This is a genomic window from Promicromonospora sp. NPDC052451, from assembly GCF_044547525.1.
Lineage (GTDB): Bacteria > Actinomycetota > Actinomycetes > Actinomycetales > Cellulomonadaceae > Promicromonospora.
Map to the genome: position 1 here is coordinate 187,153 of NZ_JBIUAP010000002.1, position 25,500 is coordinate 212,652.

23 protein-coding genes are annotated in these 25,500 nt (G+C 71.8%); 17 read left to right on the forward strand and 6 right to left on the reverse strand.

The window, feature by feature from the left end; all coding sequences use genetic code 11:
* The first annotated feature begins 9 nt into the window (after positions 1-9).
* Positions 10-897 (forward strand): YihY/virulence factor BrkB family protein, encoded by an 888-nt coding sequence (locus ACIG47_RS03680; protein WP_397429658.1) that lies wholly within the window; start codon positions 10-12, stop codon positions 895-897.
* Positions 898-937: 40 nt separating this feature from the next.
* Here ACIG47_RS03680 and ACIG47_RS03685 read toward each other — a convergent pair whose 3' ends face one another.
* From ACIG47_RS03685 to sdhC, 4 genes are all read right to left on the reverse strand, one after another.
* Positions 938-1,696 carry a succinate dehydrogenase iron-sulfur subunit gene (locus tag ACIG47_RS03685; protein WP_397429659.1) on the reverse strand — a complete coding sequence of 253 codons (759 nt, stop codon included), beginning with the start codon at positions 1,694-1,696 and terminating at the stop codon, positions 938-940.
* Positions 1,696-3,528, reverse strand: a complete 1,833-nt coding sequence (sdhA, locus tag ACIG47_RS03690; RefSeq protein ID WP_397429660.1) for a succinate dehydrogenase flavoprotein subunit — start codon at positions 3,526-3,528, stop codon at positions 1,696-1,698. Before sdhA ends, ACIG47_RS03685 begins: the two co-directional genes overlap by 1 nt.
* Before the next feature lie 68 nt (positions 3,529-3,596).
* Entirely contained in the window at positions 3,597-4,061 is a 465-nt protein-coding gene (locus ACIG47_RS03695; RefSeq protein ID WP_397429661.1) for a succinate dehydrogenase hydrophobic membrane anchor subunit, read from the reverse strand.
* A complete protein-coding gene (gene sdhC / locus ACIG47_RS03700; RefSeq protein ID WP_397416653.1) occupies positions 4,061-4,444 on the reverse strand; it encodes a succinate dehydrogenase, cytochrome b556 subunit in 384 nt (127 codons plus the stop codon). Before sdhC ends, ACIG47_RS03695 begins: the two co-directional genes overlap by 1 nt.
* A 269-nt stretch (positions 4,445-4,713) precedes the next feature.
* On the opposite strand from sdhC, the gene ACIG47_RS03705 reads away from it, so the two are divergent.
* The 13 genes from ACIG47_RS03705 to deoC all read left to right on the forward strand — a co-directional run bounded on the left by ACIG47_RS03705 (position 4,714) and on the right by deoC (position 18,811).
* Positions 4,714-5,847, forward strand: coding sequence for a mannose-1-phosphate guanylyltransferase (locus tag ACIG47_RS03705; RefSeq protein WP_397429662.1), 1,134 nt, complete (start codon positions 4,714-4,716; stop codon positions 5,845-5,847).
* Positions 5,848-6,025: 178 nt separating this feature from the next.
* The gene (locus tag ACIG47_RS03710; RefSeq protein WP_397429991.1) at positions 6,026-7,255 is read left to right on the forward strand and encodes an amidohydrolase; all 1,230 of its coding nucleotides are present in this window, start codon (positions 6,026-6,028) and stop codon (positions 7,253-7,255) included.
* Between the two features lie 161 nt (positions 7,256-7,416).
* Entirely contained in the window at positions 7,417-8,163 is a 747-nt protein-coding gene (locus ACIG47_RS03715; protein ID WP_397429663.1) for a hypothetical protein, read from the forward strand.
* Positions 8,164-8,397: 234 nt separating this feature from the next.
* The gene (locus ACIG47_RS03720) at positions 8,398-9,474 is read left to right on the forward strand and encodes a BMP family protein (protein ID WP_397429664.1); all 1,077 of its coding nucleotides are present in this window, start codon (positions 8,398-8,400) and stop codon (positions 9,472-9,474) included.
* Positions 9,475-9,609: 135 nt separating this feature from the next.
* Positions 9,610-11,133: an ABC transporter ATP-binding protein gene (locus tag ACIG47_RS03725; protein ID WP_397429665.1), complete on the forward strand. Its 1,524-nt coding sequence runs from the start codon at positions 9,610-9,612 to the stop codon at positions 11,131-11,133.
* Positions 11,134-11,173: 40 nt separating this feature from the next.
* Positions 11,174-12,520, forward strand: coding sequence for an ABC transporter permease (locus tag ACIG47_RS03730; protein WP_397429666.1), 1,347 nt, complete (start codon positions 11,174-11,176; stop codon positions 12,518-12,520).
* Positions 12,517-13,815, forward strand: coding sequence for an ABC transporter permease (locus ACIG47_RS03735; RefSeq protein WP_397429667.1), 1,299 nt, complete (start codon positions 12,517-12,519; stop codon positions 13,813-13,815). The genes ACIG47_RS03730 and ACIG47_RS03735 overlap by 4 nt, the downstream gene beginning before the upstream one ends.
* 11 nt (positions 13,816-13,826) lie before the next feature.
* Positions 13,827-14,240: a cytidine deaminase gene (locus tag ACIG47_RS03740; RefSeq protein ID WP_397429668.1), complete on the forward strand. Its 414-nt coding sequence runs from the start codon at positions 13,827-13,829 to the stop codon at positions 14,238-14,240.
* The gene (locus ACIG47_RS03745; protein ID WP_397416668.1) at positions 14,237-15,622 is read left to right on the forward strand and encodes a thymidine phosphorylase; all 1,386 of its coding nucleotides are present in this window, start codon (positions 14,237-14,239) and stop codon (positions 15,620-15,622) included. The genes ACIG47_RS03740 and ACIG47_RS03745 overlap by 4 nt, the downstream gene beginning before the upstream one ends.
* Before the next feature lie 84 nt (positions 15,623-15,706).
* Positions 15,707-16,621, forward strand: a complete 915-nt coding sequence (locus ACIG47_RS03750) for a hypothetical protein (RefSeq protein ID WP_397429669.1) — start codon at positions 15,707-15,709, stop codon at positions 16,619-16,621.
* Positions 16,622-16,634: 13 nt separating this feature from the next.
* Positions 16,635-16,841, forward strand: coding sequence for a hypothetical protein (locus ACIG47_RS03755; RefSeq protein WP_397416672.1), 207 nt, complete (start codon positions 16,635-16,637; stop codon positions 16,839-16,841).
* 96 nt (positions 16,842-16,937) lie between these two features.
* Positions 16,938-18,089, forward strand: coding sequence for an adenosine deaminase (locus ACIG47_RS03760; protein ID WP_397429670.1), 1,152 nt, complete (start codon positions 16,938-16,940; stop codon positions 18,087-18,089).
* Positions 18,086-18,811, forward strand: coding sequence for a deoxyribose-phosphate aldolase (deoC, locus tag ACIG47_RS03765; RefSeq protein ID WP_397429671.1), 726 nt, complete (start codon positions 18,086-18,088; stop codon positions 18,809-18,811). The genes ACIG47_RS03760 and deoC overlap by 4 nt, the downstream gene beginning before the upstream one ends.
* 72 nt (positions 18,812-18,883) lie before the next feature.
* Here the strand turns inward: deoC and ACIG47_RS03770 are convergent, their stop codons facing one another.
* Complete coding sequence (locus ACIG47_RS03770; protein ID WP_397429672.1) at positions 18,884-21,634, reverse strand: glycosyltransferase; 2,751 nt, start codon at positions 21,632-21,634, stop codon at positions 18,884-18,886.
* A 139-nt stretch (positions 21,635-21,773) separates the two neighbouring features.
* Between ACIG47_RS03770 and ACIG47_RS03775 the strand changes: the two genes are divergently transcribed.
* The gene (locus tag ACIG47_RS03775; RefSeq protein ID WP_397429673.1) at positions 21,774-22,385 is read left to right on the forward strand and encodes a hypothetical protein; all 612 of its coding nucleotides are present in this window, start codon (positions 21,774-21,776) and stop codon (positions 22,383-22,385) included.
* Positions 22,386-22,400: 15 nt separating this feature from the next.
* Here ACIG47_RS03775 and ACIG47_RS03780 read toward each other — a convergent pair whose 3' ends face one another.
* Positions 22,401-23,213 carry a siderophore-interacting protein gene (locus ACIG47_RS03780; protein ID WP_397429674.1) on the reverse strand — a complete coding sequence of 271 codons (813 nt, stop codon included), beginning with the start codon at positions 23,211-23,213 and terminating at the stop codon, positions 22,401-22,403.
* 114 nt (positions 23,214-23,327) lie between these two features.
* Here ACIG47_RS03780 and ACIG47_RS03785 point away from each other — a divergent pair, with 114 nt between their 5' ends.
* Positions 23,328-24,494 (forward strand): nucleotide sugar dehydrogenase, encoded by a 1,167-nt coding sequence (locus tag ACIG47_RS03785; protein ID WP_397416684.1) that lies wholly within the window; start codon positions 23,328-23,330, stop codon positions 24,492-24,494.
* A 2-nt stretch (positions 24,495-24,496) separates the two neighbouring features.
* Positions 24,497-25,486 carry a dTDP-glucose 4,6-dehydratase gene (rfbB, locus tag ACIG47_RS03790; protein WP_397429675.1) on the forward strand — a complete coding sequence of 330 codons (990 nt, stop codon included), beginning with the start codon at positions 24,497-24,499 and terminating at the stop codon, positions 25,484-25,486.
* The last annotated feature ends 14 nt before the right edge of the window (positions 25,487-25,500 follow it).

Genomic DNA, 25,500 nt, shown 5'->3' on the forward strand with positions numbered 1-25,500 from the left:
TCTGACCCGATGAAGCGGCTGATCGAGCTCGGCAGGACGGTCTGGGCACGCTGGGAGGCGACGAGAGCCGCCCGTGCGCTGGACCGGTTCAACACGGCGAACGGGTCGGTGCTGAGCGGCGGCATGGCGTACGCGGCCCTGTTCTCCCTGTTCGCGGCCCTCGCCATCGGGTACACGGTGTTCGTGCGCGTGCTCGGCGGCGACGCCGAGCTGCGGGACGCGGTGCTGGCCCAGGTGGACACCTGGGTGCCGGGCCTCGTGGACACGGGCGACGGCGGCGTGCTGTCGCCGTCCGACCTCGTGCTCTCCACCGGCCTGAGCTGGACGTCGGTCGTGGCGGCGGTGGTGCTGCTCTGGTCGGCCACGGGGTTCATGGGTGCGCTGCGCAGCTCGGTCCGCGCCATGTTCGGTGAGACGGACAGTGCGGGCAACCCCGTCACGGAGCGGCTGCGGCAGCTCCTGGGCTTCGTGCTGCTGGGGGCCGGCGTGCTGGTCACCGCTGCCGCGAGCGTGGCGGTCTCGGCGGCGGTGCCGTGGCTGCTGGAGGCGCTGGGGCTCGACGGCGGCGCGGTCTCGTTCGCGGTGCGCGCGGGCGGAGCCCTGGTGACGCTCGTGCTCGACGCGGCGGTCGTGGCCGCGGTGGTGCGCTGGGTGGGTGGCGCGCGCCCCGTGCGCCGGGACCTCGTGGCGGGTGCCCTGGCGGTCGGCGTCGTCGCCGGGGCGCTGCGCTACCTCGGCACCGAGGTGGTCGCGGGGGCGGCGTCCCGCAACGCCCTGCTGGCGTCCTTCGCGGTGGTCGCCACCATCCTGATCCTGGTCAACCTGCTGGCCCGTGTGCTGCTCATGGCCAGCGCCTGGATGGCGGACCCGCCGCAGAAGCAGCAGGACCAGGGCTGAGCGCCCTGGTCCTGCTGCGGTGTCCTGCGCCGGGGTGGGATCAGAACGCGCGGGTGATCATCGCGCGCTTGACCTCCTGGATCGCCTTGGTGACCTCGATGCCGCGGGGGCAGGCCTCGGTGCAGTTGAAGGTCGTGCGGCAGCGCCACACGCCCTCCTTGTCGTTGAGGATCTCCAGGCGCTGCGAGCCACCCTCGTCACGGCTGTCGAAGATGAAGCGGTGCGCGTTCACGATCGCGGCCGGGCCGAAGTACTGGCCGTCCGTCCAGAACACCGGGCAGGACGACGTGCACGCGGCGCACAGGATGCACTTGGTGGTGTCGTCGAACCGCGCGCGGTCCTCGGGGGACTGGTAGCGCTCCTTGGAGGGCTCGTTCCCGGTGGTGATGAGGAACGGCATGATCTCACGGTAGGAGGCGAAGAACGGCTCCATGTCGACCACGAGGTCCTTGACGACCGGCAGGCCCTTGATGGGCTCGACGGTGATCGGCTTGTCGGGGTTGACGTCCTTCAGGAGCGTCTTGCAGGCCAGGCGGTTGCGGCCGTTGATCCGCATCGCGTCCGAGCCGCACACGCCGTGCGCACAGGAGCGGCGGAACGTGAGCGAGCCGTCCTCGTCCCACTTGATCTTGTGCAGGGCGTCGAGGATACGGTCGGTGCCGTGCGCCTCGACGGTGAAGTCCTGCCAGGTGGCCTCGTCGGACACCTCGGGGTTGAACCGCCGGATCCGCAGCGTGACCGTGAACGAGGGGATCTCGCCCGCGGGGGACGGTGCGGCGGCTTCGAGTGTGGCAGTCATCAGTACTTACGCTCCATCGGCTCGTACCGGGTCTGGATGACGGGCTTGGAGCCCAGGACGACCTTGTAGCCGTCGAACTCCTCGACGTGGTCGAAGTAGCCCTCCACGTGGCCCTCGGCCTGGTCCGACGCCTCGGGCGGACGTCGGTAGGCCATCGTGTGCAGCATGTAGTTCGTGTCGTCGCGGTCGGGGAAGTCCTCGCGGTAGTGACCACCGCGTGACTCCTTGCGGTTGATGGCCGCGACCACCGTGACCTCGGCGATGTCCAGCAGGAAGCCCAGCTCGATGGCCTCCAGCAGGTCGGTGTTGAACAGCTTGCCCTTGTCCTGCACCGACGCGTTGCGGTAGCGCTTCTGCAGCTCGCGGATGTCGGACAGGGCCTGGTTCAGCGACTCGCCGGTACGGAACACCTGGGCGTTGAGGTCCATGGTGTCCTGCAGCGCCTTGCGGATGTCCGCCACGCGCTCGCCCTCGGGCCGGTTGCGCATCTCGTCGAGCTGCGCCACCACCCGGGCCGTCGGGTCCTCGGGCAGGTCGTGGAACGACGCCGTCTTCGCGTACGCGGCGGCGGCCCGGCCGGACCGCTTGCCGAACACGTTGATGTCCAGCAGCGAGTTGGTGCCGAGGCGGTTGGAGCCGTGCACCGACACGCAGGCGACCTCGCCGGCGGCGTACAGGCCCTTGACGACGTTGACGCCGTCGCGCAGCACCTCGCCCTGGACGTTGGTCGGCACGCCGCCCATCGCGTAGTGCGCCGTCGGGTAGACGGGCACGGGCTCGGTGTAGGGCTCGATGCCGAGGTACGTGCGCGCGAACTCGGTGATGTCCGGGAGCTTGGCGTCGATGTGCGCCGGCTCCAGGTGCGTCAGGTCGAGCAGCACGTAGTCCTTGTTCGGCCCGGCGCCGCGGCCCTCGCGCACCTCGTTCGCCATCGACCGGGCCACGATGTCGCGCGGCGCCAGGTCCTTGATGGTGGGGGCGTAGCGCTCCATGAAGCGCTCGCCCTCGGAGTTGCGCAGGATGCCGCCCTCGCCGCGGGCGGCCTCCGACAGGAGGATGCCCAGGCCGGCCAGGCCTGTGGGGTGGAACTGGAAGAACTCCATGTCCTCCAGCGGCAGGCCGCGGCGGTAGGCCAGCGCCATGCCGTCACCCGTGAGGGTGTGCGCGTTCGAGGTGGTCTTGAAGATCTTCCCCGCGCCGCCGGTGGCGAAGATGATCGCCTTGGCCTGGAACACGTGGATCTCGCCGGTGGCCAGGTCGTAGGCGACGACGCCGGTGGCGTTGACCTCCTCGCCGTCCGCGATCTCCTCGGTGGTGAGGTCGTGGTCGGTGATGAGGTCCAGCACGTAGAACTCGTTGAAGAACTCGACGTCCTGCTTCACGCAGTTCTGGTAGAGCGTCTGGAGGATCATGTGACCGGTGCGGTCGGCGGCGTAGCACGCGCGGCGCACGGCGGACTGGCCGTGGTCCCGGGTGTGCCCGCCGAACCGGCGCTGGTCGATCTTGCCCTCGGGGGTGCGGTTGAACGGGAGGCCCATCCGCTCCAGGTCGAGGACCGACTCGATGGCCTCCTTGGCGAGGATCTCGGCCGCGTCCTGGTCGACGAGGTAGTCGCCGCCCTTGACGGTGTCGAACGTGTGCCATTCCCAGTTGTCGTCCTCGACGTTGGCGAGGGCCGCGGCCATGCCGCCCTGGGCGGCACCCGTGTGGGAGCGGGTGGGGTACAGCTTGGAGATCACCGCGGTGCGGGCCTCCTTCGACGACTCCAGGGCGGCACGCATTCCTGCGCCGCCGGCGCCGACGATCACGACGTCGTACTGATGGGTCTGCATCGGGCTCGATGCCTCCTGCTATGAGGTTCGGAGTGTGGGGCTGGGGGTGTGCCGGTCGTGCGGGAGCGCTAGGCCGTGCAGAAGGAGGCGAGCAGCTCTGCGGGCGCGTCCGGCGGGCACGCGTCGAACGTGAAGATCACGAGGGTGCCCAGCACGACCACGACGGTGAACGCCAGGAAGAGCAGGCCCTTGAGGATGCCGCGCGTCAGGTCCCGGGTGGCGTAGTCGTTGATGATGGTGCGCACGCCGTTGGTGCCGTGGATCATGGCGAGCCACAGCATCAGCAGGTCCCAGACCTGCCACATCGGGTTGGACCACTTGCCACCGACGAAGGCGAAGTCGATGGCGTGCACGCCCTCGCCGACCATCAGGTTCACGAAGAGGTGGCCGAAGATGAGGACGAGCAGCACCACCCCGGACGCCCTCATGAAGACCCAGGAGTAGAGCTCGTAGTTGCCGCGCGTCGTCTTGCGCCGTGCGTACGGGGAGCGCGGGGAGTCGACCTTCGCGACCGCTGCGGTGCCGTGTGTCATCAGTGACCCCCCGAGAAGACGTTGATGAGGTGACGCGGCAGGAAGCCCGCCATCGTCACGACGAAGAGACCGACGACCACCCAGAGCATCGTCTTCTGGTACCTCGGGCCCTTGGCCCAGAAGTCCACCAGCAGGATGCGGATGCCGTTGAAGGCGTGGAAGACGATCGCCGCGACGAGGCCGGCCTCGCCGAGACCCATGATCGGGGTCTGGTACGTGCCGATCGCTGCGTTGTACGCCTCGGGGGACACGCGGACCAGCGCGGTGTCGAGCACGTGCACGAGCAAGAAGAAGAAGATGAGCACGCCGGTCACGCGGTGCGCGACCCACGACCACATGCCTTCTCGGCCGCGGTACAACGTGCCTGCTGGTGCGGTGGGCACTTCGGGAGCCTCCTATGGCTGTCCGGCTGGGGGGTGGCTGGTCCCCACTGTAATGACAACTGGTCGCCTCGATCGCCGCCCGGCAGCCCTGACGGGCATCAAGACGCGGCCTTTGTGACTGATCCCACAGGGGAGATGTCGCCGCTTCGGGCACCCGTCAGGTTGCTCGTGCGTTCCGCCCGGGCCCGACCCTGGGATCAGCCAGGGTTCGCCCGGAATTCGGCGATCTTTGGCTGCGGGAACGGTGTCCGGCTGACATCCTGCGGGGCATGACTTCGGCCGCCGACCTATCGTCCCCGATCGACGACTTCTTCGCAGTGGTACCGGCCGGTGGGTCCGGTACCCGGCTCTGGCCGCTCTCGCGCGGCGGGGAGCCCAAGTTCCTGCACGACCTGGTGGGTGCGGGCGAGTCCCTGCTCCAGGCCACGGAGCGCCGGCTGCGGCCGCTGGCGGGCCCCGACGGCGTCGTGCTGGTCACCGGCGAGCAGCACGTCGCCGCCTGCCGCGCGCAGCTGCCCGGGCTGTCCGACGCCGCGGTGCTGGCCGAGCCCGCCCCGCGCGAGTCCATGGCGGCGATCGGCCTGGCGGCCGCCGTGCTGGAACGGCGGCACGGCGACGTGGTGATCGGCTCGTTCGCGGCCGACCACGTGATCAACGGGACGCGGGCGTTCCAGCTCGCCGTCCGCGAGGCCGTGGCCGCCGCGCGGGCCGGGTACGTCACCACCGTCGGCATCGCCGCGTCCCGCCCGTCCACGGCGTTCGGCTACGTGCGCTCGGGCGAGCCGCTCGGCGTCGAGGGTGCCCCGCACACGCTGCACGTGCGGGGGTTCACGGAGAAGCCCGACGCCGCCACAGCGCGCGCCTACCTCGCCTCGGGGGAGTACCGGTGGAACGCGGGCATGTTCGTCTCGCGCACCTCCGTGCTGCTGGGCCACCTCGCGCAGCAGCGCCCGGCGCTGCACGACGCGCTGCGCCGCGTCGCCGACGCCTGGGACACGGCGCGGCGGTCCACCGTGCTGGAGCAGGAGTGGCCGGGCCTGGAGAAGATCGCCATCGACCACGCGGTGGCCGAGCCGGTGGCCGCCGCGGGCGGCGTGGCCGTGGTGCCGGGCACCTTCGGGTGGGACGACGTCGGGGACTACAACTCGCTCGCCGTGCTCCTGCCGTCCGACGACGACCGCGGCGCCAAGGTGCTCGGCGACCCCGGCGACGTGCTCCGCATCGAGAGCGCGGGGTCGGTGGTGGTCCCGGCGTCGGGCCGGCTCGTGACGGTGCTGGGGCTGGACGACGTCGTCGTGGTGGACACCCCCGACGCGCTGCTGGTCACCACGCGGGCCCGGGCGCAGCAGGTCAAGGACGTCGTGGCGGCGGTGCGCGAGCGGGGGCGCGAGGACCTGCTCTGAGCCGCCCACCCGGTTCTCGTACGACGGGCCGGGGGTGCGTTTCAGGCTTGTCCGAATGGTGGGACGTATGCGCCCTGGCCGTGTCTCGCGGGGCGGACAGCGCTACCTTGAGATGGTGAACCCGACCCAGCCGCCCGTCAGTCTCGCCGATTTCGATCTGATCGTTTCGAACGACGAGATGCCGGTCGGCGACGTGCCCGGGGGCAACACGACGGACGTCGTCGCCGAGCTGGCCGCCCGGGTGGGCGAGCTGGCCGAGGGCCTCGACGCGGAGCTCGTCGCGTTCCGCCGCGACGTCCACGCGCACCCCGAGCTGTCCCGCAAGGAGACCCGCACCACGCAGGCCGTCGCCGACCGCCTGCGGGCCGCCGGCCTGGAGCCCCGGCTGCTGCCCATCGGCTCGGGCCTGGTCTGCGACATCGGCCCCGACCGCGGCCCCGACGGCGAGGGCCGGGTGGGTCTGCGCGCCGACCTGGACGCCCTCCCGCTGCAGGACACCAGCGGTGTCGAGTTCGCCTCGACGGTGCCGGGCGTCGCCCACGCCTGCGGCCACGACGTGCACACCACCGTGGTGCTGGGTGCGGGCCTCGTGCTCGCCCGGCTGCACGCCGAGGGGCAGCTGCGTCGCGGCGTCCGCCTCTTCTTCCAGCCCGCCGAGGAGGTCTTCCCCGGCGGCGCGGAGGACATCATCAACCGCACCTCCGAGCTCGACGGCGTGGACCGGATGGCCGCGCTGCACTGCGACCCGAAGTTCGACGTCGGGCACGTGGGCACGCGCATCGGGCCCATCACCTCGGCCAGCGACTCCGTCATCGTGACCATCACGTCGGCCGGCGGGCACACCTCGCGCCCGCACCTGACGGGCGACGTCGTGTTCGCGCTCGGCCAGGTCATCACCCAGACCCCGGCGGTGCTGGGCCGGCGCCTCGACCCGCGCTCGGGCGTGAACCTCACCTGGGGCGCCGTGCAGGCGGGCTCGACGCCGAACGCGATCCCCTCGACGGGCGTGGTCAAGGGCACGCTGCGCTGCCTCGACGTGCGCGCCTGGGAGAAGGCCGGCGAGCTGGTGCGCGAGGCCGTGGAGCAGGTCGTGGCCCCCTACCAGGTGGGCGTCTCGGTGACGGTCACGCACGGCGTGCCGCCGGTCGAGAACCAGACCGAGGCCACCTGCGACCTGGAGGACGCGGTGCGCGACGCCGTCGGCCCCGACGCCGTGCAGCTCACCGAGCAGTCCATGGGCGGCGAGGACTTCGCGTGGTACCTGCGCAAGGTCCCGGGCACCATGGCGCGGCTCGGCGTGCGCACCCCCGGCGGCCGCACGTACGACCTGCACCAGGGCGACCTCGTGGTCGACGAGCGGGCGATCGGTGTGGGCGTGCGGGCGCTGGCGCAGTTCGCCGCGCGCTGAGGAAAAGGCTTTCATCGCCGAGTGATCGGCGGGAGCTTACTGTCACGCGGGACGAGGCTCGATTCGTGAGTCTCCCTGTTGTGGGGGGTAGTTCGCACATGAGCATGCAAGAAGCCGTGAGTCGAGGAACCGCGTGGATCCGGGGTGCAGTTGCTTTGCCGATGGCGGTCTTACTCATCGTGACCGTCCTGCCGGCGCCAGCCCAGGGGGATCCTTCGAGTGCTGAAGTGGCCAGGGTGGAGGCGGCGACGGCCGTGGTGGTCCTGCAGTCGATCGACAGCACACGAAAGTTCTGGAGGGCGGCGGAGGTTTCGCCCCAGGTTCAGCGTCGGCTCGAGGCGGGCCTGCACGACGGCCGGCTTCCCGAGAGCATGCTGAGTGGCTCCGTACCCGTCGAGACGGTGTCGACCCGACAGGACGGAAACCGGGTCGACACGGCGATCTTCTCTGACGGGTCGGTGTCTCGGACCGTGGTCCAGGAGGAAGCGGGCGCGTTCGACCCCTCGGCTGTGGGCATCTCCGAGGACGAGTTCTCGGCCATGGCCAACTACAACGGATCGATCAAGAGCTGCAAGATCTTCAGCGGCTCAGGGTTCGCTCGACGTGAGGACTGTGCGGTGTCCGGTTCGAACGGTGGCGGGATCAAGCTCGGCTTCATCGCCGACTACACGCTCGTCCAGGGCGCGTACAACGACAAGATCACCGCACGTCACACGGCTTACCAGCAGTGCAACGGCGCGGTCTGCGATGCCCCGGTGTGGAACCGGTGGATCAAGGAGGAGAGTGCCAGTCGGAGCGCGCTGGTCTCGATGACCTCCCGGTGGGAAGTCGCGGGGGTGTCCAGCGGAACCGCCGAGCTGCGCTTGGTCGTCGGCAAGAACGTCGCCTCCGCGAGGTTGTCCGTCTGAAGGGGCGCTGAACCTGGGGGTGCCCGGCGCCGGGGGCCGCGCCGGGCACCCCAGTCTCGATCTCGCTGCCGGTCGGTTGGGCGAGAACTGTTGCTGTCGATGACGCTTCGGTAACGACTTACTCCGGTTACCGTCTCGAAACGCGAAATGCCAGATGCGCTGGCTACCCTCGGTGCGGTATAGGGCTCCAGATCCGTCTGGGACATCGCCCTCAGGATCATCGAAGGAGCACCAGTGAAGAAGGCTGTCTGGCTCACCGCCCTTGCGGGAGCAACGGCGCTCGCGCTCTCGGCGTGCGGCGCCGCCCCGGAGGAGTCCACTGGAGGCGAAGCCGCCAGTGACTTCAAGCCCTGCATCGTGTCGGACCAGGGTGGTTTCGACGACAAGAGCTTCAACCAGCTCAGTTTCGAGGGCGTGACGGCCGCGGCCGAGGAGCTCGGCACGACCGCCGTCGACGTGCAGTCCGCGTCGGAGAGCGAGTACAAGGGCAACGTCGAGTCTCTCGTCGGCGAGGGCTGCAACGCCATCGTGACGGTGGGTTATGCGTTGTCGGCGACCACCATCGAGTCGGCGACCGCGAACCCTGACATCGACTACATCATCATCGACGACGCTGCCGACGCGGACTTCGACGGCAAGGCCGACGCCGACAACATCAAGCCGATCCTGTACGACACCGCGCAGGCCGCGTTCCTCGCCGGCTACCTCTCTGCGGGCTACTCCGAGGCCGGCAAGGTGGGCACGTACGGTGGCCAGGAGTTCCCGACCGTCACGATCTTCATGGACGGTTTCAAGCAGGGCATCGACTACTACAACGAGACCAACGACGCCGACGTGGAACTGATCGGATGGGACGGCAAGAAGGGCTCGTTCACGGGTAGCTTTGCGGCCGACCCGGCCGCGAAGACCACGGCTCAGAACATCCTTGACCAGGGTGTCGACGTCCTGTTCCCGGTTGGTGGGCCCATCTACCAGGGCGCGATGGACGCGATCGCCGACTCGGGCGACGACGTGGCGATCATCGGCGCGGACGCCGACTTCTTCGAGACCGACCCGACCACACAGGATCTGGTCCTCACCTCGGTGCTGAAGAAGATGGACGTCTCCACCGAGGAAGCGGTCGTCGCCTCGGGCAACGGTGAGTTCGACCCGACCCCGTACGTGGGTACCCTCGAGAACGGCGGCGTGGACATCGCCCCGCTGCACAACTTCGAGGGCAAGGTGGACCCGGCCCTGTGGGACGAGGTCCAGGCGCTCAAGGAGTCCATCATCGCGGGCGACGTCGAGGTGGAGTCCTACCTGGCGAAGTGATCGTCCGGTGAGGGCACGTCAGGGCCCGTCGGTCGAATGACCGAGACTTGACGCAAGATGGTCCCGGGGGGCACGGCACGCGCCGTGTGCCCCGGGACCTGTCATGAGCAGGACCCCATTTCGGGAAGGATTTCTATGCGGCTCGAGCTGCGCGGCATCACCAAGCGCTTCGGCGCGCTCGTCGCGAACGACCACATCGACCTGGTGGTGCAGCCAGGCGAGATCCACTCGCTCCTGGGCGAGAACGGGGCTGGCAAGTCCACCCTCATGAACGTGCTCTACGGCCTGTACCAGGCCGACGAGGGCGAGATCCTCCTGGACGACGTGGTCCAGGACTTCGCCGGGCCGGGCGACGCCATGGGTGCGGGCATCGGCATGGTGCACCAGCACTTCATGCTCGTGCCCGTCTTCACGGTCGCCGAGAACGTCATGCTCGGCCACGAGCAGACCCGCGGTGGCGGGCGACTCGACCTGGACGCGGCCCGCGCGCAGGTACGGGAGATCTCCGCCCGGTTCGGGTTCCACGTCGACCCCGACGCCGTGGTCGAGGACCTGCCCGTGGGCGTCCAGCAGCGCGTCGAGATCATCAAGGCGCTGTCGCGGAACGCGGACGTGCTGGTCTTCGACGAGCCGACCGCGGTGCTCACGCCGCAGGAGACCGACGAGCTGATGGCGATCATGCGCCAGCTCCGCGACGAGGGCGCGGCCATCGTGTTCATCACCCACAAGCTGCGCGAGGTGCGTGCCGTGGCGGACCGCATCACGGTGATCCGCCACGGCAAGGTGGTGGGCGAGGCGTCACCCACCGCGTCGGACGCCGAGCTGGCCTCGCTCATGGTGGGGCGGTCCGTCGAGCTGACGGTGCACAAGGAGGCGCCCGCGCTGCGCGACAACGGCCTGGAGGTCAGCAACCTCGTGGTCACCAGCGCGTCCGGCACCGTCGTCGTCGACGACGTGAGCTTCGAGATCCGCGGCGGCGAGGTGCTCGTCGTCGCGGGCGTGCAGGGCAACGGCCAGACCGAGCTCACGGAGGCCCTCATCGGTCTCGAGAACGACGTGTCGGGCAGCATCCGGCTCGACGGCAAGGAGCTGGTGGGGCGCTCGGTACGCCGCATCCTCGACGAGGGTGTGGGCTTCGTGCCCGAGGATCGCACGCTCGACGGGCTCATCGGCGAGTTCACCATCGCCGAGAACCTCATGCTCGACCGCTCGGACGGCCCGCCGTTCGTCCGAGGTGGCGCACTGCAGCTCGCCTACCGCGACCGGTTCGCCCAGGAGAAGGTCGCCGAGTTCGACGTCCGCACCCAGGGCATCACCACGCCGGTCGGGCGGCTGTCGGGCGGTAACCAGCAGAAGGTCGTCCTGGCCCGGGAGCTGTCGCGCGACCTGCGGCTGTTCGTCGCCGCACAGCCGACGCGCGGCGTCGACGTGGGCTCCATCGAGTTCATCCACAAGCGGATCGTCGAGACGCGCGACGCCGGGGTGCCGGTGATGGTGGTGTCCACCGAGCTGGACGAGGCCGTGGCCCTGGCCGACCGGATCATGGTGATGTACCGCGGCAAGGTGGTCGGCATCGTGCCCGCGGACACCCCCCGGGACGTGCTCGGACTGATGATGGCGGGGATCTCGCCGCAGGAAGCCCAGGGAGAGGTCGCGTGAACCGGACGAGCAGCGCAGGTTCGCGCGGAGAGGAGACGGCGTGAGCACGCCCGAGCCGGGGACGAACCCCGGACAGCAGCCCGGTCTCGAGCCCGGGGAGGCCGAGGAGCTGGAGCAGGAGCGGGCACGCGTCTCCGGCGCGCCGGCCGCCGACCAGGTCCCTGACACGGCCGGCCGGCTGGCCACGGCGCTGCAGCAGACGATGACGAGCTCCTGGACCGTGTCCGTGGGCGCGGTGCTGCTCGCGGTCCTGGTGGGTTCGATCATGATCGTGTTCACGAACGACGCCGTGCGGGATGCCTCGAGCTACTTCTTCGCCCGACCCGGCGACACCTTCGTCGCGGTCGGCCAGGCGGTCGGCGGTGCCTATGCGGCGCTGTTCCGTGGCTCGGTCGTGAACCTCCAGGCGACGGACTTCGTCACGGCGATCCGCCCGCTGACGGAGACGCTCAGCTATGCGACGCCGCTCATCGCGGCCGGTCTCGGTGTGGCGCTCGCCTTCCGCGCGGGCCTGTTCAACATCGGCGGTCAGGGGCAGATGCTCGTGGCCGCCGCGGCGGCCGGCTGGGTCGGCTTCGGCGTGAGCGGTGTGCCGTTCCCGCTGCACCTGCTGCTCGCGCTCGTCGCGGGCATCGCCGCGGGTGCACTGTGGGCCGGGATCGCGGGCTTCCTCAAGGCCCGGACCGGCGCCCACGAGGTGATCGTCACGATCATGCTCAACTACGTGGCGTTCTACCTGATCTCGTACTTCCTGGCGACGCCCGGCCTGCTCCAGGCGCCCGGGTCGTCCAACCCGAAGACCCCGCCGACGCCCGAGTCGGCGCAGCTGCCCACCCTGCTGGGTGACCGGTTCAACCTGACGTGGGGCTTCGTGCTCGCGCTGCTCGCCGTCGTCGGCATGTGGTGGCTGCTCAACCGCTCGGCGACCGGGTTCGGGTTCCGCGCGGTCGGGGAGAACCCTCGTGCCGCACGCGTGGCCGGCATCGACACGAGCCGGGCCACGGTGAACTCGATGCTCGTCGCCGGTGGTCTCGTGGGCCTGGCGGGCGCCTCGCAGGTGCTGGGCGCGGTCACCACCGGTTTCAGCTCCGACGTCGACGCCGGGATCGGCTTCGACGCGATCACCGTCGCCCTGCTCGGCGGGTCCAGCCCGTGGGGCGTGCTCGCGGCCGGCATCTTGTTCGGTGCCTTCAAGGCGGGCGGGTCCACCATGCAGGCCGCCGAGGGCGTGCCGAGCGACATCGTGCTCGTGGTGCAGTCCCTCATCGTGCTGTTCATCGCGGCGCCGCCGCTGGTCCGCGCCATCTTCCGGCTGCCGGACCCGAACCGGCGTCGTGCCCCCAGGAAGGCCAGGGCCGCCAAGGACCGGAAGGAGGCGGCCGCGTGAGCGCCGACCACAAGACCACCCAGCTGGACGCGCCGCTCTCGGAGACGACACGCACGGTCACGCTCGTGTCGTGGAAGACGGCGGGCGTGCTGCTCACCGTGACCGTCCTGTACGCGCTGCTGCTCGTGGCCGTGCCGCACTCGGGCGACACCCGGTTCCTGCTGTCCCAGCGCAGCGACTTCTTCCAGATCCCTGTGATCGTGGTGCCCGCGGCGCCCCTGGCCTGGGGGTGCGGCGCCGTCCTCCTCGTGGTGACGGCGGTGGCGGCCGTGCTCACGGTGCGCCGGCGCACCACGCCCGTGTGGCTCGTCGTGGTCTTCGCCGCCGCCGCGCTCATCGGCTTCCTGGCCTGGGCCGGTGCGGGCAGCCCCCGCGACCTGTCGATCGTCGGTCTGCTCGGCGGCGCCGTGCTCTGGTCCGTGCCGTTCGTGTACGGCGCACTGGGCGGCGTCATCGGTGAGCGTGCGGGCGTGGTCAACATCGCCATCGAGGCGCAGCTCCTCGGCGCGGCGTTCACCGCGGCGATCGTCTCGTCGATCACCGACAGCGCCCTGATCGGCCTGGCCGCCGCCGTCCTGGCCGGGGCGCTCGTGTCGTTGGTGCTGGGCCTGTTCGCGATCACGTACCACGTGAACCAGGTGATCGTCGGTGTGGTGCTCAACGTGCTCGTCGTGGGGCTCACGAGCTTCCTGTACTCGCAGGTGCTCGTCCCCGGCGCCGAGACGCTCAACTCCACCACGCGGTTCTCGCCGGTGGCGATCCCGCTCCTGTCGGACATCCCGGTGCTCGGTCCGGTCCTGTTCCGGCAGCCGCTGCTGATCTACCTGATGTTCCTCGCCGTCCCCGCCGTCTGGTACGCGCTCAACCGCACCCGCTGGGGCCTGCGCCTGCGCGCGGTGGGCGAGCACCCCAAGGCCGCCGACACCGTCGGCATCGACGTGGTGCGCACCCGGTACAACGCGGTGCTCGTCGCGGGCGCCGTGGCGGGTCTCGGCGGCGCGTTCTACACCACCGTCCAGCTCAGCCAGTTCGGCGAGAACATGACCGGCGGCGCCGGGTACATCGCCCTGGCCGCCGTGATCTTCGGCAAGTGGGACCCGGTGCGGGCGGCGTTCGCCGGTCTGCTGTTCGGCTTCGCGTCCAACCTGCAGAACGTGCTGTCCGTCGTGGGCTCGCCCGTGCCCAGCCAGTTCATGCTCATGGTGCCGTACGTCGTCACCCTGCTCGCCGTGGCGGGTCTGGTCGGTCGCTCGCGGCCGCCGGCCGCGTCGGGCGAACCGTACGTCAAGGGCTGAGGATAGGGTCCGTGTCAGATTCTGTGGACTGGGTTGGCCTGCGCGCCGCCGCCCGTGAGGCCGTCGGCAAGGCGTACGCCCCGTACTCCGACTTCCGGGTCGGAGCAGCGGCTTACGCCGCCGACGGGCGCCTGCTGACCGGCGCGAACATCGAGAACGCGGCGTACGGGGTCACCCTGTGCGCCGAGTGCTCGCTGGTCAGCGCCCTGGTGATGTCGGGGGGCGGGCGGCTGGCTTCGTTCACCTGCGTCAACGCGCTCGGCGAGACGATCATGCCGTGCGGCCGGTGCCGGCAGCTCCTGTGGGAGCACGGCGGGCCGGAGCTGCTGGTGGACACCCCGCGCGGCGTGCTGCCGATGACCGAAGTACTGCCCCAGGCCTTCGGGCCGGGCGACCTGGACCACGTGCGGGAGGCAACCTCATGACCGAGCCGTTCGACGCCGTCGACATCATCCGGACCAAGCGCGACAACGCCGAGTCGCTGACCGACGCGCAGATCGACTGGCTCGTCGACGCCTACACACGCGGTGTGGTGGCCGACGAGCAGATGTCCGCCATGACCATGGCGATCCTCCTGAACGGCATGTCGCGGCCGGAGATCTCGCGGTGGACCCACGCGATGATCGAGTCGGGCGAGCGCATGTCGTTCTCCGGCCTGTCCCGGCCGACCGCGGACAAGCACTCCACCGGCGGCGTGGGCGACAAGATCACGCTGCCGCTCGCACCTCTGGTGGCGACGTTCGACGTGGCCGTGCCGCAGCTCTCCGGCCGCGGCCTGGGCCACACGGGCGGCACGCTCGACAAGCTGGAGTCGATCCCCGGCTGGCGCGCCGACCTGACGAACGAGGAGATGATGGCGCAGCTCGAGTCCGTGGGCGCCGTGATCTGCGCCGCCGGCGCGGGCCTGGCCCCGGCCGACAAGAAGCTCTACGCCCTGCGCGACGTGACCGGCACCGTCGAGGCGATCCCGCTCATCGCGAGCTCGATCATGTCCAAGAAGATCGCCGAGGGCACGGGCGCCCTGGTGCTCGACGTCAAGGTCGGCTCGGGCGCCTTCATGAAGGACCTGGACAGCGCGCGCGAGCTCGCCCGCACCATGGTCGACCTCGGGACCGACGCCGGCGTGCGCACCGTCGCCCTCGTCACGGACATGTCCGTACCCCTGGGCCTGACGGCGGGCAACGCCCTGGAGGTCCGTGAGTCGCTGGAGGTGCTGGCCGGCGGCGGGCCGGCCGACGTCGTGGACCTGACCGTCGCGCTGGCCGTCGAGATGCTCGACGCCGCGGGCCGCCCCACCTCCGAGGCCGACGTGCGCGAGGCCCTGGCCGACGGCCGGGCCATGGACCGCTGGCGCGCCATGATCGCGGCCCAGGGCGGCGACGTCGACGCGCCGCTGCCCGTCGCCAAGGAGACCGAGACGCTCGTGGCGCCGCGGTCCGGCGTGCTGACCTCCCTGGACGCGTACGCCGTGGGCGTGGCCGTCCGGCGCCTGGGCGCCGGGCGGGCGCGCAAGGAGGACGCGGTGCAGGCCGCCGCCGGCATCGAGATCCACGTCAAGCCGGGCGAGCGCGTGGCCGAGGGCCAGCCGGTCCTGACCATGCACACCGACACCCCCGAGCGGTTCGAGCGGGCGCGCGAGGCGCTCGCGGGGGGCTGGGACGTGCAGCACGAGAGTGCGGAGACGGTGCTGGAGGGCATCTTCGCCGGGGCCGCGGGCATGCTGGCGAGCATGGACGGCGGCGCGGGCGCCCTCGCCGGTGCCGGGCTGGTGCACGACCGGCCGGTGGTCCTGGACCGGATCGTCTGACCTGCGGGTTCGCGGTGCGGGGTCACCCGCGCCGCTCAGCGTGGCGCACCGGCGAGTCGGCCCGGCCCGGCATAGCCTGACGAGGTGCCGTCGACATTGCGCCTTTCGTCCCTGCTCGGTGCCGCGCGCGCGTTCGCTGGTCCGGTGCCCGCCCCGCCGCCCCGCGGTCGCTTCGAGCGGCCCGCGGTGCCCGACGACGTCGAGCGTCGCCTGGAGCTCGTGACCACCCGCGCGCGGCGCTCCGTGCTGGACCCGCTGGCGCGCGAGCGGGGCACGGGGACGGTCGGGTTCCCGCGGCGGCTGAACCTGCCGTCGCTCGACGGTGCGACGGCGGCCGCCGTGCAGGTGGACGAGACCACCTGCGGCGCCGCGGTGCTGGCCATGCTCGGGCTGGCCGGCGACCCGCGCGCGGCCCTGCGGCTCGCGAGCGACGACGACCCCGCTGACCGGTTCGCCCGGCTCCAGCACGCCGTGCACGCCGCGACCAACCGGCGTGGGCTGGTGGTGGCGGGCTGGCCGCGCACGTACGGCACGCCCCCGTGGGGCGCCGCGCGGTTCGCCAGCTACGGCGGCGTGCGGTACACGCACCGGGTGGCCGGGCCGCGGGCCCTGGTGGAGGCCGCGGTCGACGCCGCCCGCGCCGGGATCCCGGTGCCGCTGTACACGGGCGGCGACGTCACCGGCGGCTGGGAGTCGGCCGTGCCACGGCACGTGGTGCTGCTCACCCTGGCGGACGGCGAGGGCGCCGAGGGCAGCGCGGTCCTGTACGAGCCGTCCGGCGCCGGGCTGCACACGGTGCCGGTGTCGGCGCTCCTGGACCCGCCGCCGGCGACGTCCTCCGCGGTGTCGCCGTCCACCGCGGACCGCACGGCCGCGCGCGTGCGCAAGGCCCTGACCGCCGCGTTCGGCGGCTGGCCGCACGTCGCCTGGGTGCTGCTGCCCGAACGTCCGGGCCGGTGGCGGGCTGGCGCCACCCGGGTGACGATGGAAGCCGACTGACGAGGAGGCCCCCATGAGCACGCTCCCCGGCCCCGACTCCTGGCGCGACGCAGGCCTGGACCCGCCCGCGGACGCCGAGGTCGACAGCACGCACGAGCCCGACGAGTACGTCCCGGACGCCCCGCGCCCGGACAACGACGGCGACGCCGACGAGGCGGACGTGGTGGAGCAGGCGCTCGACGCCTCGGCCGACGAGGACGAGGCAGCCGGACCGGACTGAGCCGGACCGGGTCGAGCCCGACGGGTCCTGACCGGACCGAGCCTGACGGGTCCTGACCGGACCTGCCGTGTCGGTGGCAAACGGTAGGTTGTCAGCATGACCATGCAAGACCCCGGGGCGCGCCCCGGCGAGGCGCTGATCCGCGCCCTGCCCAAGGTGGTGCTCCACGACCACCTCGACGGCGGCCTGCGCCCGCAGACCGTCCTCGAGCTCGCCGACGCCGCGGGGCACCCCCTGCCCGCCTCCGACGCGGACTCGCTCGCCGCCTGGTTCCGGGACGCCGCGGACTCCGGTTCGCTCGTCCGGTACCTCGAGACCTTCACGCACACGATCGCCGTCATGCAGACCGCGGACAACCTGGCGCGCGTCGCCCGGGAGGCCGTGCTCGACCTGGCGGCGGACGGCGTCGTCTACGCCGAGCAGCGCTGGGCGCCCGAGCAGCACCTGGCGGGCGGCCTGTCGCTGGACGAGGCGGTCGAGGCCGTGCAGGCCGGCATCGACGACGGCATCGCGGCCGCCGCGGCCGACGGGCACCTCATCCGGGTGGGCCAGCTCGTGGGCGCGATGCGGCAGGCCGACCGCTGGCAAGAGGTGGCCGACCTCGCTGTGGCGCACCGGGACCGCGGCGTCGTGGGCTTCGACATCGCGGGGCCGGAGGACGGGTTCCTGCCGTCGCGCCACCTCGCGGTCTGGCGCTTCCTGGCCGAGCACGACGTGCCGGTGACCATCCACGCGGGCGAGGCCGCCGGCCTGGACTCCATCGGGCAGGCCGTGCACCTCGGTCAGGCCGACCGGCTCGGCCACGGGGCCCGGATCATCGACGACATCGCGTTCGTGGCAGACGGTGACCCGGCCGAGGCCGGTCTCTCCGGCGACGGCCACGGTGGCGCGGCCGACCTGGGCCGCCTCGCGCACTGGGTCCGCGACCACCAGATCCCGCTCGAGCTGTGCCCGGTGTCGAACCTGCAGACCGGCCTGGCCGAGTCGATCGCCAGGCACCCGATCACGCGGCTCAAGGAGCTCGACTTCGCCGTCACGCTCAACACGGACAACCGCCTGATGTCCCGCACGTCGATGACGCACGAGATGAAGCTCCTCGTCGACGAGGCGGGCTGGACGCTCGACGACCTCGTGGACGTCACCGTCACGGCCGCCTGGGGTGCCTTCATGCACCACGACGAGCGGCGCGACCTCGTGGAGCAGGTCATCCTGCCCGGATTCCAGAAAGTCGAAGGTGCCCTCGTATGACCGCTGACCTGCCCCGCGACAAGGCGGCCCTGGCCGCGTACGTGGACCACACGCTGCTCAAGCCGGAGGCGACCGCCGCCGACGTCGCGACCCTCGTGGAGGAGGGCGCGCGGCTCGGGGTGTTCTCGGTGTGCGTCTCGCCGTCCTTCGTCTCGCTGGCCGTCGAGGTCGCGGCCGGGCGGCTCGCCGTCGCGACGGTGTGCGGCTTCCCGTCGGGCAAGCACATGACCGACGTCAAGGCGTTCGAGGCGGCCCGCTCCGTCGCGGACGACGCCGACGAGGTGGACATGGTGATCGACGTCGGCACCGCGCGGTCCGGCCGGTTCGACGTGGTGCAGGCCGACATCGCGGCCGTCCGGGCGGCCGTCCCGGCCGACCGGGTGCTCAAGGTGATCATCGAGTCGGCGGCGCTGGACGACGAGCAGATCGTCGGCGCGTGCAAGGCCGCGGAGGCGGCGGGCGCCGACTTCGTGAAGACCTCCACGGGCTTCCACCCCGCCGGCGGCGCCTCGGTGCACGCCGTGTCGCTCATGGCGCAGACGGTGGGCGCGGCCGGCGGTGGCCGGCTCGGTGTGAAGGCCTCCGGCGGCATCCGCGACCTGGACACCGCGCTCGCGATGATCGAGGCGGGCGCCACCCGCCTGGGCCTGTCCGGCACAGCGTCGGTCCTGGCGGGCTTCGACGCGGCCGGGGCCGCCCCCGCCCCGTCCGACACCTACTGAGCCCCGGTGTCGAGTGCTGGATGTTCGCCCTTCTGACCGGCGAGAAAGGGCGAACATCCAGCACTCAACGGGTCAGCGGCGGGTGGCCAGCCAGGTCTCCGCGGCCTGCCAGTGTTCCTTGAGGAGCACGTAGCGGTCCTCGTGCCACGGCTTGACCGGCCCCGCCCAGTGGATCAGGCCCGGTTCGGTCACGACCTCCTGCGTCGGCCACGCGTTCCACCGCGGTCCGAGGGGCTGGTAGCGCGACCCGGCGTACGCGTTGAGCACGTCCTGGTCGTTGAGCCCGTACCGCTCGGCGTAGGGCACGAACTCCTCCGTGAACCGGTCGGCCCGCATGACCGCCAGGTCCAGCACCAGGATGCCCGCGTTGAAGCCGTGGTACCCGTACCGGTGGCGCTGCGTCATGGCGCGCACCAGGTCCCGCGCGGCGCCGGCGTCGTGCCCCAGCAGGCGCGTGGAGCGGATGACGTTCCCGATGCCGTGCCGGTAGTTGTACGAGATCGAGGGCCGGGCCGCCAGGGGAGCCCCGCGCAGGTCGGTGTCGTACAGCTCCGCCAGATCGGCCACCGCCAGCGCGTCCAGGTCGTGGTAGACGACCCGGTCGAGGTGCGGCAGCAGCTCGGGCAGCAGCAGCCGGTCCATCGTGGCGACCGTGATGTGCTTGAGCATGCCGAGCACGGCCCCGTAGCCGATCCCGTCGCACGCGTACCACTCGAACGTCACCTCGGGGAACAGCCGGGCCAGCCGGTCGTGGTCCGCGGGCGTGTGGTCGCGGGTGAGCGCCACGACCCGGACCGGCCGGTCCGTGTGCCGCACCACGCCGGCCACGACCACCTCGAGCTGGGTGCGCAGGTTGCCGTCGAGGGCGACGGCGACGTTCACGGGCCGTCGGTGCGAACCCTCCGGACCGTCCGTCCGGCTCCCCGCCCGGGGCGCGGACGCCTCCACCACCACCCGCGTCGCCCGCACGGCCGCCACGATCTCGGCCACCGAGCACGTGCCAGACGGCGACGGCACCGGCGCGTCGTGCACCGCCCTCGCCCGCGCGACCTCGTCGGCCACGGTCTCGCGCCACGTGGCGTACACCTCCTCGCGGGAGGCGCCGGCGAGGATCGCGGCCATGGCCGGCGCGACGACGGAGCGGATCCGCTCCTGCATGGCGCGGCGGCCCGCCTCGTCGGCGTCGAGCAGGCCCGCGAACCGGATGTCGGCGTCGTTCCGTGGCCGGAAGTCCACGTCGGCCCCGACGGCCCACGACGGCAGGAACGCGTGCAGGCGGGAGGTGACCACCCGGGAGTACCGGCCGCGGTAGGCGTCCAGCAGGCCGACGGCGTGCCGCACGTTGCGGTCGAACGGGGCGTGCCGCACCGAGGGGTGCAGGTGGGTGACGAGCTCGGCGCCCGTGTCGTGGTCGGGCACCGGGGTGTCCACGTACACGGCCGGAGCCCCGGCGGCGGGCGGTGGGGCGTCCGGGAACAGGGTGTCGACCGTCGTGGTCAGGCAGCCGCTGAAGAAGGCGGGCACGCCCGCGTTGAGCAGCAGGTGCACCGTGGTCCAGTCCCGGCAGCCGATCGGACCGTGCGCCCGCAGGTACTCGACGGCGGCGGGGGTCAGGATCGCGTGCTTGTTCACGTGGAACGACACGAACAGCGGCAGCAGGTTCTCGTGGAACGGGAAGTCGAAGCGCAGGTCGAACTGGCTGTGCATGTACCAGCCGAACGCGAGCATCCACGTGCCCGGGGGCACGGCGTCCAGGTGGGACATGTCGCGCTGCACCAGCGTGAGGTGCACGTCGGCGCCCGGCCCGGGCAGGGCGTGGTCGGGGCGCACGCGCCCGGCGAGGTAGCGCACCGGCTCGGCGACGGCGTCGTCGCCGTGCAGGCGCAGGCCCTCGTGCCGCAGCAGGTGGCCCAGGCTCGCCACGGTCTGCACCGTGTCCCCGATGTTGCTGGACGACACGTGCTCGTCCGGCGCCTTGTAGTCGAGCACGGCGAACGACACGTGCCCCGCCGGCACCCGCGCCGGGGCGGCGGGCCGCAGGGCCTTCTCGATCCAGGGCGCCAGATGGTCGATCGAGGCCTCGACCTCGTCGGTGCGGCCGGGCCCACGGCGTGCCGCGTCGAGGGCCTCGGCGGCCGGTCCGGGCTCGTCGGCCACGAACAGCAGCCGCGCGATCTCCAGCAGGGTCGCGGCGTCGGTCACGGCCCCGTGCCGCACCCAGTCCGCCGCGGTCCGGGAGACGTCGTCGTCCGCCATGGCGATGCCGGCCCGGAGGTACTCCGCCGGGGCGAGGCGGGCGGCGTCGTCGGGGCCGAGCTGCCGCAGCAGGTCCCACGCGAGCTCGCGCAGGCCCGCGCGCTGGGCGACGAGCGCGGCCCCCGCGACGCCGGCCCGGCGCGTCCCGGGGTGCGTCATCAGCGCGTGGCACAGCGACCGCCACTGGGCGGTGTCGAGGCGGCGGGCGCCGCGGATCGACGTCGTGACGGCCTCGTCGATGGGGAGGCCGCGGCGGAGGGCGGCGGTGAGCACCGCGTCGCCCGAGGGCGGCTCGGGCCGTTCCTGGAACGGCCGGTCCGCGGCGCGGTCCGGCGCGGACCAGACGCCGCGCGGCTGCCGGTTCGCCTCCTTGGCCGCGGCCCAGGTCTCCTGGTCGGGCGTCGGCAGCGGCCGGGCGTCGGGGAGCGGACCGGGGTGGTCGGGATGGGGGTTGTGCAGGGGGTCCGCGGCGGCCGCGAGCAGCGCCTCGGCGATCATCTCGTCAGCGGCCGGGACCTGGTGCGCAGCCTCACCGGACGCGGCGAGACGGCGGCTTTCAGGGGACATGAAGACTCCTCGGGGGTCGACGGTCAGAGTGGGTACCGTCGCCCCGGTGAGCGGTCCGGCGTGCAACGCCCGGCCGACGGTGGCCAGAGCGTAGTGGTGCCGGGTTACGGCCCGGCGACGTCTCGGTAGGCTGCCGGACATGTCTGCGCAACAACCTGCTGACCAGGGCGTATCGCCGTCGATGCCGTCCGTGCCCGGCACCCTCGTGGGCAGCCGGATGCGCAAGTGGGACGGCGGGGACCACTGGCGGTTCGACGCCAGGTACCTGGGCCGCGACGAGCACGGGACCTGGCTCGGCTACCGGCCCGGCACGTACTTCAGCAGGCCCGGCCTGGCCTACCACGCGAAGAGCCCGGGCCTGGTGGTCTTCGGCCCCGTCGGCTGGGTCGCGGAGCTGCACCGCGGCCACCCGCGCGGCACGCTCCTGTACATCGACCTCACGACCGTGCCCGAGTGGCACGCCGTGCCGGACGCGGACGGCGGGCCGGAGTTCGTGGTGACCGCCGCCGACATGGACCTCGACGTGATCGCCCGGACGCCGGGCAGCCGGGACGCCCGCCGGTACGGCGAGACGTACATCGACGACGAGGACGAGTTCGCCGAGCACAGCGTGCGCTACGGGTACCCGCCGTCCGTGATCGAGCGCGTGCGCAGCGACGCCGACGCCCTCCTCGCCGCCGTGCGGGCCGGTGAGCCGCCCTACGACGGCGCCACGGCGAAGCGCTGGTTCGCGGTGCTCGACGGGCTGTGACGCGGGCCGCGGGGCCTACCGCGCGCTGAGGACCAGGTCGTCCTGCTCCACGGCCGCGCGCCACTCGGCCTTCTCGGCGCGCCAGTGCTCGTCGTCCCGGCCGCGGCGCCAGTAGCCCGACGCCGAGAGCAGGTCGCGCGGGACGCCCAGCGTGGCCCGCGCCCAGCGACGCAGGTCGCGGACGCAGCCCGCCTCGCCGTGCAGGAACGCGTGCGGTACGCCGTCGGGCAGCTCGGCGGCCTGCACGGCGTCGGCCAGGGCGGCCCCGGCGGACCGGTGCACCCAGGTGACGTGCAGGTCGGCGGCGCTCGCGAGCTCCTGCTCCTCGGTGGCGTCCGAGACCTCGACGAAGACGTGTGCCACGGCGCCGTCGGGCAGGGCCTCGCAGGCGGCCGCGATTGCCGGCAGGGCGGACTCGTCGCCGGCCAGGAGGTGCCACGGGGCGTCGGGGGACGGCGCGTAGTCGCCGCCCGGCCCGACGAAGGCCACCTCGTCGCCGGGCCGCACGCGCTGGGCCCAGGGGCCGCCGTAGCCGACGTCGCCGTGGGTGACGACGTCGATGTCCCAGCCGGCCTCGGTCACGCCGCGGACGGTGTAGGTGCGCAGCACGGGGCGGCCCTCGGGTTCCGTGGGCTCCGCCATGACCAGCTTGACGTAGCGGTCCGCGAACGGCGTCGGGTCGACGGCGGTCAGCGCCGTACCGCCGATCGTCACCCGGATCATGTGCGGGGTGAGGTGCCGGACCGCCGTCACGGTCGCCGTGGTGCGGACTCCACGGCGGGGCTTCTCGGCGGGTACGGGGCTGGTGTGAGGCGGGGTGGATGGCATGGTGAGGCAAGCCTAACCTCGTGCGCCTCCGGTCGCCGGTGTGGCGTGCGTCACGCGGTCGCCCACGCTCTAGCATGGGGTCCGTCATCGACCTTTCCTGTCAGGAGTCCCGTCGTGAAGATCGCTGTTGCCGGCACGGGGTACGTCGGCCTGTCCAACGCGGTCCTGCTCGCGCAGAACCACGAGGTGTGGGCGCTGGACATCGACCCGGCCAAGGTCGAGCTCGTCAACGCGCGCCGTTCGCCGATCGTCGATGCCGAGCTGGAGGAGTACCTGCGGGACAAGCCGCTGGACCTGACCGCCACGCTGGACCGGGACGAGGCGTTCACCGGCGCCTCGGTCGTGGTCGTGGCGACGCCGACCAACTACGACGAGCAGACCAACTTCTTCGACACGTCGTCCGTGGAGTCGGTGATCGGCGACGTGCTGGCGCGGGCCCCCGAGGCGACGATCGTGGTCAAGTCGACGGTCCCCGTGGGGTTCACCGAGCGTCTGCGCGCGGAGCACCCCGACGCGGCCGTCCTGTTCTCGCCGGAGTTCCTGCGCGAGGGCCGGGCCCTGTACGACAACCTGCACCCGTCGCGGATCGTGGTGGGCGACCGGACCGACCGGGGCAAGCGGTTCGCGGACCTGCTCCTGGAGGGTGCGATCACCAAGGACGTCCCGGTGCTGCTGACCGACCCCACCGAGGCCGAGGCGATCAAGCTGTTCGCCAACACCTACCTCGCGCTGCGGGTGGCGTACTTCAACGAGCTCGACACCTACGCCGTGACCCGTGGGCTGGACACGGCGCAGATCATCGAGGGCGTGGGCCTGGACCCCCGGATCGGCTCGCACTACAACAACCCGTCGTTCGGCTACGGCGGGTACTGCCTGCCCAAGGACACCAAGCAGCTCCTGGCGAACTACGCCGACGTGCCGCAGAACCTGATCAACGCCGTCGTCGACGCGAACACGACGCGCAAGGACTTCGTCGCGGCCGACATCCTGCGCCGCGGGCCGCGGACCGTGGGCGTGTACCGCCTGGTGATGAAGTCGGGGTCGGACAACTTCCGGGCCTCCAGCATCCAGGGCATCATGAAGCGCATCAAGGCCAAGGGTGTCGAGGTCATCGTGTACGAGCCCACGCTGACCGAGGACGAGTTCTTCCACTCCGAGGTGGTGCGGGACCTGGACGAGCTCAAGTCCCGGGCCGACGTCATCATCGCCAACCGCCGCACCGAGGCGCTGGACGACGTGGCGGACAAGGTCTACACCCGCGACATCTACGGACGGGACTGACGATGCGGGTACTGGTCACCGGCGGCGCCGGCTTCATCGGGGCGAACTTCGTCCGCCAGACCGTCCGCGAGCGGCCGGACGTACGGGTCACGGTGCTGGACGCCCTGACCTACGCCGGCGACCGGACCTCGCTCGACGGCACGGGGGTCGAGCTCGTCGAGGGCTCGATCACCGACGGTCCGCTCGTGGACCGCCTCGTAGGGGAGTCGGACCTCGTGGTGCACTTCGCCGCGGAGTCCCACAACGACAACTCCCTGGACGACCCGACGCCGTTCGTGCAGACCAACCTGTTGGGCACGTTCACGCTGCTGGAGGCGGTGCGGCGGCACGGCGTCCGGTTCCACCACATCTCGACCGACGAGGTGTACGGCGACCTCCCGCTCGACACCCCGGAACGGTTCACCTCCGGGACGCCGTACAACCCCTCGTCGCCCTACTCGTCGACCAAGGCCGGCTCCGACCTGCTGGTCCGCGCCTGGGTGCGCTCGTTCGGCATCCGGGCCACGATCTCGAACTGTTCGAACAACTACGGCCCGTACCAGCACGTCGAGAAGTTCATCCCGCGCCAGATCACCAACCTGATCGACGGTGTGCGGCCCCGGCTGTACGGCGCGGGCCGCAACGTGCGTGACTGGATCCACGTCGAGGACCACAACTCCGCCGTCTGGAGCGTCATCGAGAAGGGCCAGGCCGGGGAGACCTACCTGATCGGGGCCGACGGCGAGACCAGCAACCTCGACGTGGTGCGCACGCTCCTGGAGATCTTCGGGCGCGACGCCGACGACTTCGACCACGTCACCGACCGCCCGGGGCACGACCTGCGGTACGCGATCGACGCGAGCCGCCTGCGCACCGAGCTGGGCTGGTCCCCGCGCTACACGGACTTCCGCGAGGGCCTGGAGGCCACGGTCGACTGGTACCGCGCCCACGAGTCCTGGTGGCGCCCGGCGAAGGCGGCGACGGAGGCCAGGTACGCCCGCACCAACCAGTAGCCGTCTCGTCGAGT